Origin of the sequence: Nocardiopsis akebiae (assembly GCF_018316795.1) — a bacterium.
Taxonomy (GTDB): domain Bacteria; phylum Actinomycetota; class Actinomycetes; order Streptosporangiales; family Streptosporangiaceae; genus Nocardiopsis; species Nocardiopsis dassonvillei.
In genome coordinates this window covers 6,407,891-6,419,206 of sequence record NZ_CP074132.1, presented here as the reverse complement: position 1 = coordinate 6,419,206, position 11,316 = coordinate 6,407,891, and the positions used below count along the sequence as shown (strand labels likewise).

Sequence of the window (11,316 nt, the reverse complement as noted above, 5' to 3'; positions counted from 1 at the left end):
GAGGACCCCGTGCCCCCCCGCCCCGAACGAGACCTGTGAGCAGACAGCAGTGAGTACGCACCCCTCAGCCGTCACTCTCCCCGCGACCGCGACCGAACTGACCTCCGCCGACCCGGGGCGCATCGGCCCCTACCGGCCGCTCAGGCGCCTGGGCTCAGGAGGCATGGGCGTCGTGTACGCGGCCCGTGACCAAGGCGGTGCCCTGGTCGCGGTCAAGCTCATCCACCCCGAGTACTCCGCCGACCCGGAGTTCCGGGCACGCTTCGCCCGCGAGGTGGAACTCCTGCGCCGGGTGGGCGGCGCCTGCGCCGTGCCGCTGCTGGCCGCCGACACCGAGGCCGAACGGCCGTGGCTGGTCACCCCGCTGGTGCGGGGCATGACGCTCAGCGCCTACATGCGCAAGAACGGCCCGCTCGGCGAACAGCTCCTGCTCGGTCTGGCCGCCGGGGTGGCCGAGGCGCTCGCCCAGATCCACGAGGTCGGCATCGCCCACCGCGACCTCAAACCCGCCAACATCGTGCTGTCCCCGGAGGGCCCCCGCGTCCTGGACTTCGGCGTGGCCCGCGCGATCGACCAGACCGCGCTGACCCGCACCGGGTCCGTGCTGGGCTCACCCGGCTGGATCAGCCCGGACCACTACCGGGGCGCGCCCGCCAGCACCGCCGACGACATCTTCGCCTGGGGCGCGCTGGTCTCCTACGCGGCGACAGGGCGCCCGCCCTTCGGCACAGGCGACCCGGCCGCCGTCGCCCACCGGGTGATCAGCGGCGAACCGGACACGGAGGGCTTCAGCGGACCCCTCGCCGACCTGGCCGCCCGTGCGCTCAGCAAGGAGGCGTCCGAGCGGCCGACGGCGCTGGAGCTGGTCAGCGGGGTGGTCGCCGCGGGCAACCCGGGGCGCTCCTACGCCCCCGTGGAGTCCGCCGCGGCGGCGGGCAGCGTCATGGCCGCCGTGGTCGACCACACCTGGCAGGGCGTGCAGGCCGCCCCCGAGCGCGAGTTCGCGGTGGCCCCCGACCGGAGCTCCGGCGGCTCCGGCAGGGTGCTGGCCCTGGTCGGCGCAGCCCTGGGCGCCCTGGTCCTGCTCGCGGGGCTGGGATTCGGCGGTGTGGCCCTGGTCGGCAACTGGGACTCCCTGCCCGTGGCCGCATGGTTCGGGGACGAGCCGGACGACGCGGCCGAAGCGCAGCAGACCGCGGAGGAACGGCGGCGCCCGGGGCCGGTGGGCCAGGAGCCGCAGGAGAGCCCCCCGCCCTCCGACGACCCCTCCGGGGAACCCTCCGAGGAGGCCTCCGGGAGCGGGGAGGACGAGGAGGGCACCGACGGCGGGCCCACCACCACGACGGCCACCGTGGGCGCCGGGGTGGGCGCGGGCGGAACACGCCCGCCGGGCGAGCACGTCGTGGCCTTCCAGCCCTCCGGCGGCTCGGGACAGTACGGCGTGCTCGACGGCGCCACCGTGGTGTGCGCGTGGAGCTTCTGCCAGAGCCAGGGCGGATCGGTGGGCGACGGCGGCGCCGGTTCGGTCCCCTCCAGCCCCTCGGCCCTGACCGGCTACGTCAACCAGGGAAGTCGCACCATCACCGCCGAGGTCACCTACACCACCGGCGCCGACGGCACCGTCACCATCACCCGCCTGGTGGAGCGGCACAGCACCAGCGGTACGGGCACCCCGCCGTGGTAGGGGCCGGAACTCGAAACGACGGGAGAGACATGCCGAAGACCCTCGTACGCGGGGCCGCCGCCGTGGCGGGCCTGGCACTGACCATGGCGGTGGCCGCCCCCGCGCCCGCCACCGCCGCCTCCTACGGGGGCCAGTGCGGGAGCGGATACGGGGTGGTCAACGAGGCCTCCGTCAACGGAGGCACCGTCTTCCTCACCTACAACAACTCCAACGGCCGCAACTGCGTCGTCGTGGTGCGGACCGACCCGGGCAGCGCCGTCAACATGGACGCGGCCCTCAAACGCAGCGACTCCACGTCCTGGGACACCGACCCGGGCGACTGGACGGAGTACGCGGGCCCGGTCTACGCCGACGCCGCCGGCCACTGCGTGGACTGGGGCGGCGCGGTCGGCGACGAGTGGGTCCTGCGCAACGGCACCAACTGCGGCTGACACAACAGGAGAGGGCGCTTGTGAACGTGCACCACCCGTGGTGGATGAACCCGGTCAACACCCTGCTCAAACCCTTCGACCAGAGCCTGGGGGCCGACGAGGGCGCCTTCGACGCCATGCTGGCGGAGGCCTCCGCCAGCAGCGGGCTCCCCTGGCCCTCCGACGAACCCTTCCTCTCGGACATGCGCGTGCTCCACGACGCCTGGCAGGCGGTGCCCGGCGTCACCCCCATCGGCCGGATCGGCCTGCGGGGCGAGGTCCGGCGGCGGCTGGAGACGCGCCTGCGCATGCTCCACCTGCTCGACGCCAACCCGGAGATCGCGGCCCAGCCCGTCGAGCGGCCGGTGTTCATCACCGGACTGCCCAGAACGGGCACGACGTTCGGCCACGGGCTCCTGGCCCAGCACGTCCGGGCCCGCGCTCCGCGGCTGTGGGAGATGCTGAGTCCGGTCCCCGACACGGGCAGGCCCGGCGAGCGCACCGTGAGCAGGCGCGAGCGCCTCGCGCTGGCGCGGAGGCTGGTCCGGGGCATGGACGCCATGGGGCCGGGGTTCCAGACCATCCACCCCATGCACCCGCTCGAACCCGAGGAGTGCGTCTTCCTCCTGCCGCACGGGATGTTCTTCCACGTCCGCGCCGCCTCCCCGGACTACCGCGCCTGGGTCGAGGGGCGCGACGCCACCCCCGACTACGCCTACCTCAAGCAGCAGTTCCAGGCGTTGCAGTGGAAGCGTCCCGCGCGGCGCTGGGTGCTCAAGTCGCCCCTGCACCTGTTCAACCTCGACGCCCTGCTCAACGTCTTCCCCGACGCGGTGGTCGTCATGACCGACCGCGACCCGGTGCGGGCCATGGCGTCGTGGGCCAGCCTGACCGAGGCCTCGATGCACATCCACAACAGCGACGTGGACCCGCACTGGATCGGCCGCGAATGGCTGGAGATCTGGGCGGCGGGCGCCCAGCGGGCCCGTCGCGTGCGCCGCGAGCACGGCCCGGAGCGCTTCCTGGACCTGCCCTACGGCGAGCTGACGTCCGATCCGCTCGGGGCGGCCGAACGCGTCTGGAGCAGCCTCGGCGAGGACTTCGACTCCGAAACCCGGGCCCGCACGCTCGCCTACACGCGGGCGGACCGGCGCACGAACCCGGGCGGCCACCAGTACAGCCCGGAGTACTACGGCCTCACCGCCGAGGAGGTGCACGCGGCGTTCGGTCCGGACCTGACCGGCGCCGGGGCGGCCCGCGCCCGAGGGGGCGGGGACTGAGGAACCGCGGTGCGCGCCCGGCCGGATCCGGCCCACGCCGTGGCGTGCGGCCGGTGCGAGCCGGGCTCGCACCGCCCGGTCCGAGCGGGGTCCGCGTCCGCGCCTTCGCGGCGACCGTCCGGACGGTCACCGCGAAGGCGCTGTGTCAGCGCGCCGTGCGGCGCAGTGGCCGCCGCGACCACCAGACCGCCGTCCACGCGGCCAGGCCCAGCCCGCCGCCGGTGACCGCCCCGACGAGCAGGCACCGCACGAGGTCGTAGCCGCTCACCTGCGCGCGGTCGGACAGACCGCCCGCCACGGCGCCCGCCACCGCGCACACGGCCAGGACGCGCACGCGGCCACCGGGGACGGGCCCGGAGCGCTCACCCGCTTCCCGGCCCGCGCTCCCGGTGCCCGCGCGGCGGGCGCGCTCGCGGTGCACCCACCGGGCCAGGACGGCCAGGCCGCCCGCCGAACTCGCGTACATCAGCACGTTGTAGAGCAGGTGCGGGCCCGCCACCGGGGTGCTCAGCAGCGGCCAGGCCCGCACCAGGGCCCCGCCCGTCTGGGTGAAGGAGTCCCAGGCCATGTGCGTGACCGAGCCCACCGCCAGCGCCGCGGAGGTCAGCGCGGCGACCCGCGTCGCCCCCCGCGCCGACCGGGGAGCCCGGACGCGCGGTGCCGTGGACCCTCCGGCCAGCGCGTGCAGCGGCGGCCGGAGCACGTACGCGTACAGCGCCAGCACGGCGCCGCCGAGCAGCACGTCCAGCCACAGCCCGGCGGGGCCGTGCGTGGTCGCCGCGGCCACGGGCAGCGGCAGGTAGTACGGCAGGTCCGGCGCCACCGACCCGACGACCAGGGCCGCGGGCGGCAGCCCGGTGCGCGCCAGGGGCAGGACCGCCGCCACATGGCTGGGGGTGAAGGGCACCTCGTCCTCCCCCTGACGGGCCCGGCCGCTACTCCGCGTCCAGGTACTGGTAGGTGGCCAGGGTCCCCCCGATGAGCACGAAGACCTCGTAGGGGGAGACCGTGTCCTCCGGGGAGTCCGACCCCGCGAGCCCTCCGTCCCGGGCGTAGCAGAGGTAGGGGGCCCGCTCCGCGCCCGGCTCGACGGCCACGACGTCGTCCATGTCGCAGTACACCGCCTCTACGCCGTGGTCGAAGCGGATGGTGTCCTCGACGACCTCGCGCACGGTGGGCAGCTCCGGGTACTCGAACCGGAAGGCGGCGCCGCCGTCCCCGGACATGACCGGGAACTGCATGTCCAGGCCGCCGTAGGTGAGGGTGCAGCTCAGGCCCGGTTCGACGGGTTCCGTCATCTGCTCGGGACACGCGGCGGCGGCGCCCGGATCGACGCGGGAGGCCTTGCGGGTCACCTCCGTCAGCAGGGCCCAGGCCGCCCGCTCCGACACCGACGCGGAGGACTCGGGCTCGGCTGGCAGGGCGGACTCGTCCACCTGGGGTCTGGAGACGGGAACGGGGGCTTCGACGAGGAGCCCGGCGAGCTCCTCCTGGGACAACGCCTCCGGCGGAGTGCCCTCCGCGGCGGTGGTCTCCTCGACGGCCTCTTCCGAGGGCGCCGAGGCCTCCGCGGTGTCCTCCCCGCCGCCACAGGCGGACAGGGCGAACACGAGCGAGAGGGAGACCGCCGGGGTGAGGGCGAAGCGGCCGTGAGGGGGGAAGAAGGGCATCTCTGTCCTTTTCGTCCTTGATGGGGGTTGGGGGGATGCCGTGGACCGTGAAAAGCATGGGGTGGCCCGCCAATCCGACTCCCGTCACCCTCCGTCGGTTCACCGAATACCAGGAGTGTGTTCCACTTCACTGAAAGAACGCGTGTGGTGACACTTCGGTGAAGAGCGGGATTCCTGAGGCGCTGAAGCTCCCGAGGCTGCCGCTCCCGCTGTGAGCAGGCACGGAGGCGCGCACCCACTCGCGGCCGTGCGCGTGCGCCGCGTTCCCGGGCCCCGGCGGGCCGATCCCGGCCGCCCGGGCCCGGGTGCCTCAGCGGGACCACCCGCGGGCGGCCCGCCGGGAGGCGCCTCCGAGTGGACCGCCCGCACCCTTCCGATCGCGTGCCCGCCGTGCTCGTCGCAGCCGACGGCGGACTCCGCGGTCTCCCCGGTCGTGTCGTCCGGGGCAGCGCACGCGGTCGGGGCCGGAACGGAACCGGCGAGGGCGGGGCCGGGCGCCGTACGGCGCCCGCGGACGGGGCCTCCCTGGCCGTCGGACGACGCGGGGGAGCGGTTCGCGCGCGCACCGTCACCGGCGGAGCGAAGGCCCGCCCACGCGCGTCCGGCCCGCCCCCGGGAGGGCTCGCCTCGCGCCCTCGGGAGGGACACACCGCGCCGCACGCCCCGGGGGAGAGGCCGCGGCGGCGAGGGGAGGGCCCGGCGCTTCCTCCGGCGGGCCGGTCCGACACGCGGTGTGCCGCGCCCCACACCCCGGGGCGGCGCGACCGAACGCGATTCCCTACCATCCACTATATGGACGTCCCTGAGAGCGGGGCCGCCGGATCCGGCGCCCCCAACCCGGCCGACGGGTTCCCCGCCGCCACACACCAGCGGTGGCGCGAACTCGTGGCGGGGGTGCTGCGCAAGAGCGGTGTCCCCGAGGACCGGCTCACCGACACACCCGAGTCGGTACTGGCCACGCACACCTACGACGGGTTCGACATCGAGCCCCTCTACACATCCGACCCCCCGGCCGCCGACCCCGGCTTCCCGGGGCTGCCCCCCTTCACCCGGGGCCACCGGCCCGGCGGGTCGGTCCCCGAGGGCTGGGACATCCGCGCCCGCCACACCGACGCCGACCCGGCCGTCCTGCGGCGGCGCCTGCACGCCGACCTCATGAACGGCGTCAGCTCGCTGTGGATCGCCGTCGGCGGCGCAGGCCTGCCCGTCTCCGCGCTCGGCCAGGCCCTCAGCGACGTCTACCTCGACCTCGCGCCCGTGGTCCTGGACGCAGGGGCCGATCACGCCGACGCCGCCACCGCGCTGCTCGACGCCCACTCCGACGCGGGCGTCCCCGACGGCCGGATCACCTCCCACCTGGGCATCGACCCCCTCGGCACCGCGGCCCTGGCGGGCGAGCGCCCCGACGTCATGGACCCCGCCCGCCTGGCCGCGGAGCTGGCCCGCGGGCGCCCCGGCCTGGGGCTGTTCGTCGCCGACGGCCGCCTCGTGCACAACGCGGGCGGCTCCGACGCCCAGGAACTCGGCTTCGCCGTCGCCTCGGGAACCGCCTACCTGCGCGCCCTGCACGCCGCCGGGATGGACCTGCCCGACGCCGCACGGCGCATCGAGTTCCGCCTGGCCGCGAACGCCGACCAGTTCGCCGTCATCGCCAAGCTGCGCGCCGTCCGCGCCATGTGGGACCAGGTCCTCGACGCCAGCGGGGTGCCCGCCGACCAGCGCGCCATGCGCCTGCACGCCGCCGCCTCCGAGGCGATGACGACCCGGCGCGACCCCCACGTGAACATGCTGCGCACGACCGTGGCCTGCTTCGCCGCCGGGGTCGGGGGAGCCGACGCGGTCACCGCCGCCCCCTTCGACTCCGCGGTGGGCCTGCCCGACGACTTCGCCCGCCGCATCGCCCGCAACACCCAGTCCCTGCTCATCGAGGAGTCCCACCTGGCGCGGGTCATCGACCCCGCCGGGGGCTCCTTCTACGTCGAGGCGCTCACCCGCGACCTGTACCGGGCGGGCTGGGCGTTCTTCCGGGAACTGGAGGCCGCGGGCGGGGCCGCCGAGGCCGTCGAGCACGGCCTGCTGCGCGAGCGCGTGGACGCGGTGTGGACGCGCCGCCGCCTCGACCTCGCCCACCGGCGCTCCCCGCTCACCGGCGTCAGCGAGTTCCCCAACGCCGACGAGGTCCCGCTGGTGCGGCCCGCCGACCCCTCGCGGCCGCCGGCCCCGGTCCCCGGCGGCTTCCCGGTGCGCCGCTACGCCGAGGACTACGAGGCCCTGCGCGACCGCAGCGACGCCCGCGCGGGCGACACCGGACGGCGGCCCACCGCCTTCCTGGCCACGCTGGGACCGGTCGCCGCGCACACGGCCCGCGCGTCCTTCGCGGCCAACCTGCTCGCCGCGGGCGGCGTCGCCTCACACGATCCCGGCCCGCTCGACGGCGCCGCCGCCGTCGCGGAGGCCTTCGCCGCCTCGGGCAGCCGCGTCGCGGTGCTCTGCTCCTCCGACGCGGTCTACGCCGAGCAGGCCGGGGACGCCGCGCGGGCGCTCAGGCGCGCGGGGGCCCTCCGGATCCTGCTCGCGGGCGCGCCCGACGACTCCTACCGCGAGGCCGGGGTCGACGCCTTCGCCCACCGGGGGTGCGACGCCGTCGCCCTCCTCACCGACCTGGTCGACGTCCTGCTCGCCGACCCGCCGGCACCGTCCGCCACTGCCGAGGGGGCGCACGCATGATCCCCGACTTCTCCGACGTCCCGCCGCGGCTCCCCGCCTTCCAGGGCGACACCGCCTCCGGACACGCCGCCTGGCACACAGCGCTGGAGGCCGGGACCGGCAAGGCCGCCGACGCCCTGGAGTGGGAGACCCCCGAGGGCATCGGCGTCAAGCCGCTGTACACCCCCGCCGACCGCGCGGGCCTGGACTTCGTGGACGGGCTGCCCGGCATCCCGCCCTACCTGCGCGGGCCCTACCCGACCATGTACGTCAACCAGCCGTGGACCATCCGCCAGTACGCCGGGTTCTCCACCGCCGAGGAGTCCAACGCCTTCTACCGGCGCAACCTGGCCGCCGGGCAGAAGGGCCTGTCGGTCGCCTTCGACCTGGCCACCCACCGCGGCTACGACTCCGACCACCCCCGGGTGGCGGGCGACGTCGGCATGGCGGGCGTGGCCATCGACTCCATCTACGACATGCGCCAGCTGTTCGACGGGATCCCGCTGGACAGGATGAGCGTGTCCATGACCATGAACGGCGCGGTGCTGCCGGTCCTGGCGCTCTACATCGTGGCCGCCGAGGAGCAGGGCGTAGCTCCGGAGAAGCTGTCGGGGACCATCCAGAACGACATCCTCAAGGAGTTCATGGTCCGCAACACCTACATCTACCCGCCGAAGCCGTCGATGCGGATCATCTCCGACATCTTCGCCTACACCTCGCAGCGGATGCCGCGCTTCAACTCCATCTCCATCTCCGGCTACCACATGCAGGAGGCCGGGGCCACGGCCGACCTGGAGCTGGCCTACACCCTGGCCGACGGCGTGGAGTACATCCGCGCCGGGCAGCGCTCCGGGCTGGACGTGGACGTGTTCGCGCCGCGCCTGTCGTTCTTCTGGGCGATCGGCATGAACTTCTTCATGGAGGTCGCCAAGCTCCGCGCCGCCCGCCTGCTCTGGGCGCGCCTGGTCAGGGACCTGGGCGCGACCGGGGACAAGTCGCTGAGCCTGCGCACCCACTCCCAGACCTCGGGGTGGTCGCTCACCGCCCAGGACGTGTTCAACAACGTGGCCCGCACGTGCGTGGAGGCGATGGCCGCCACCCAGGGCCACACCCAGTCGCTGCACACCAACGCCCTGGACGAGGCGCTGGCCCTGCCCACCGACTTCTCCGCGCGCATCGCCCGCAACACCCAGCTGCTGCTCCAGCAGGAGTCGGGCACCACCCGCGTCGTGGACCCCTGGGGCGGCAGCTACTACGTGGAGCGCCTCACCCAGGAGCTGGCGGCCAGGGCCTGGGAGCACATCCGGGAGGTCGAGAAGGCGGGCGGCATGGCCGCCGCGATCGACGCGGGGCTGCCCAAGATGCGCATCGAGGAGGCCGCCGCCCGCACCCAGGCGCGCATCGACTCGGGCCGCCAGCCGGTGATCGGCGTCAACAAGTACCGCCCCGACGGCGCGGACGAGATCGAGGTCCTCAAGGTCGACAACTCCCGGGTGCGCGCCCAGCAGCTGGAGAAGCTGCGCCGCCTGCGCGAGGAGCGCGACGAGGACCGGGTGCGCGCCGCGCTCGACGCGCTCACCGCGGCCGCCGGGGGCGGGTCCCGGGCGGACGAGGCCCTGACCGGCAACCTCCTGGCGGCGGCGGTCGACGCGGCCCGCGCCAAGGCCACCGTGGGCGAGATCTCCGACGCCATGGAGAGGGTCTTCGGCCGCCACTCCGGGCAGATCCGTACGATTCAGGGTGTGTACAGGGACGAGGCGGCGGGCAGCGCCGACGCGGCCGACCTCATGGAGCGCGTGACCCGCCGGGTGGAGGAGTTCACCGAGGACGAGGGCCGCCGCCCCCGCATCCTGGTCGCCAAGATGGGCCAGGACGGCCACGACCGGGGCCAGAAGGTCATCGCGACCGCCTTCGCCGACCTGGGCTTCGACGTGGACGTCGGCCCGCTGTTCCAGACCCCGGCGGAGGTCGCCGCGCAGGCCGTGGAGGCCGACGTGCACGTGGTCGGGGTGTCCTCCCTGGCCGCGGGGCACCTGACCCTGGTGCCCGCGCTGCGCGAGGAGCTGGCCCGGCTGGACCGCGGGGACATCATGATCGTGGTGGGCGGGGTCATCCCCCCGGCGGACTTCGCGCCGCTGCGGGAGGCGGGCGCGTCGGCGATCTTCCCGCCGGGAACGGTCATCGCCGAGGCCGCCGTCGACCTGCTCGACCAGCTGGACGAACGGCTGGGCTAGGGCAGGGCGAAAGGGGCGCCGACCTCCGGGCCGGGAGGCGGCGCCGGGACCGGGAAGAGGGAGGCAGGCGTGGCGGAGCAGGGTTCCGTGCCGGGCGCGCGGCGTTCGGGGCGGCGCCGTCGGGTGGACGTGGACGCCCTCGCCGAGGGGGTCCTGGCCGGGCACCGGCCCACCCTGGCGCGGGCGATCACCCTCGTGGAGTCCCGCCGCCCGGACCACGCGCGCCCCGCGCAGGAGCTGCTCGTGCGGCTGCTGCCGCACACCGGCGGGGCCCGGAGGGTGGGTATCACCGGGGTCCCCGGCGTCGGCAAGTCCACGTTCGTCGACGCGCTGGGCACCCGGCTGACCAAGGCCGGGCACCGGGTGGCGGTGCTGGCGGTGGACCCCTCCTCCACTCGCACCGGCGGCAGCATCCTGGGCGACAAGACCCGGATGGAGCACCTGGCGGTGGACCCCGACGCGTTCATCCGGCCCTCGCCCACGGCGGGGACCCTGGGCGGCGTCGCCCGGGCCACGCGGGAGACCATGCTGCTCATGGAGGCGGCCGGGTTCGACGTGGTCCTGGTGGAGACGGTGGGCGTCGGCCAGTCCGAGGTCGCGGTCGCCGCCATGGTGGACTGCTTCTGCTTCCTCACGCTGGCCCGCACGGGGGACCAGCTCCAGGGCATCAAGAAGGGCGTGCTGGAGCTGGTGGACGTGGTCGCGGTCAACAAGGCCGACGGGCCGCACGCCGACGACGCGCGCAGGGCGGCCCGCGAGCTGTCGCGGGCGCTGCGGCTGCTCCAGCCGGTGCACCCCGACTGGCGTCCGCCGGTGCTCACGTGCAGCGGCCTGACCGGCGACGGGCTCGACGAGGTGTGGGACGCCGTGACCCGGCACCGCGCGGTGCTGGAGCGCGACGGCGCGCTGGCCGAGCGCCGCAGCCGCCAGGGGGTCAGCTGGATGTGGGACCAGGTCCGCGACCAGCTCATGGACGCGTTCCTGCGCGATCCCCGGGTGGCCTCGCTCCTGCCGGGGACGGAGGAGCGGGTGCGGTCGGGGGAGACCACGGCGACCCTCGCCGCGCGCACGCTGCTGGACTCCTTCAGCCGGGACCGCGGGTCCCGTCCGGAGGGTGAACCCGGAGGCGGCGCGGTGCGGGGGGCGGACCCGACGGGTGAACGCGGTGGCGGCGCGGGGCCGGAGCACGGCGCGGAGCCTTCCGGGGGCCCGGGTCCGTCCGGCGGGTGAACGCGGCGGCGGTGCGCGGCCGGGGCGCGGTCCGCCTCCCCCGGTCGGGGCGCGGGTCCGGTCCGTCGGGTGAACGCCCGGTGGCGGCGGCGCCGCCGTGCA

General features: G+C 75.4%; 8 protein-coding genes. 6 read left to right on the top strand and 2 right to left on the bottom strand.

The window, feature by feature from the left end:
- The first annotated feature begins 49 nt into the window (after window positions 1–49).
- From KGD83_RS27545 to KGD83_RS27535, 3 genes are read left to right on the top strand one after another with little or no spacing between them, the layout of a single operon-like run.
- Window positions 50–1,684: a serine/threonine-protein kinase gene (locus KGD83_RS27545; protein ID WP_212641814.1), complete on the top strand. Its 1,635-nt coding sequence runs from the start codon at window positions 50–52 to the stop codon at window positions 1,682–1,684.
- A 29-nt stretch (window positions 1,685–1,713) separates the two neighbouring features.
- Entirely contained in the window at window positions 1,714–2,115 is a 402-nt protein-coding gene (locus KGD83_RS27540; RefSeq protein WP_212641813.1) for a spore-associated protein A, read from the top strand.
- Window positions 2,116–2,135: 20 nt separating this feature from the next.
- On the top strand, window positions 2,136–3,374 hold the full coding sequence (locus KGD83_RS27535) for a sulfotransferase family protein (RefSeq protein ID WP_212641812.1): 1,239 nt from the start codon (window positions 2,136–2,138) through the stop codon (window positions 3,372–3,374).
- A gap of 145 nt (window positions 3,375–3,519) precedes the next feature.
- On the opposite strand, the gene KGD83_RS27530 is transcribed toward KGD83_RS27535, so the two are convergent.
- Window positions 3,520–4,281 carry a DUF4184 family protein gene (locus KGD83_RS27530; protein WP_212641811.1) on the bottom strand — a complete coding sequence of 254 codons (762 nt, stop codon included), beginning with the start codon at window positions 4,279–4,281 and terminating at the stop codon, window positions 3,520–3,522.
- 28 nt (window positions 4,282–4,309) lie between these two features.
- Window positions 4,310–5,044: a hypothetical protein gene (locus KGD83_RS27525; RefSeq protein WP_212641810.1), complete on the bottom strand. Its 735-nt coding sequence runs from the start codon at window positions 5,042–5,044 to the stop codon at window positions 4,310–4,312.
- Window positions 5,045–5,836: 792 nt separating this feature from the next.
- On the opposite strand from KGD83_RS27525, the gene KGD83_RS27520 reads away from it, so the two are divergent.
- The 3 genes from KGD83_RS27520 to meaB all read left to right on the top strand — a co-directional run bounded on the left by KGD83_RS27520 (window position 5,837) and on the right by meaB (window position 11,214).
- Complete coding sequence (locus tag KGD83_RS27520) at window positions 5,837–7,771, top strand: methylmalonyl-CoA mutase family protein (protein ID WP_212641809.1); 1,935 nt, start codon at window positions 5,837–5,839, stop codon at window positions 7,769–7,771.
- Window positions 7,768–9,984, top strand: coding sequence for a methylmalonyl-CoA mutase (gene scpA, locus KGD83_RS27515; protein WP_212641808.1), 2,217 nt, complete (start codon window positions 7,768–7,770; stop codon window positions 9,982–9,984). Before KGD83_RS27520 ends, scpA begins: the two co-directional genes overlap by 4 nt.
- A 69-nt stretch (window positions 9,985–10,053) precedes the next feature.
- Entirely contained in the window at window positions 10,054–11,214 is a 1,161-nt protein-coding gene (meaB, locus tag KGD83_RS27510; protein WP_212641807.1) for a methylmalonyl Co-A mutase-associated GTPase MeaB, read from the top strand.
- Window positions 11,215–11,316: the final 102 nt, after the last annotated feature.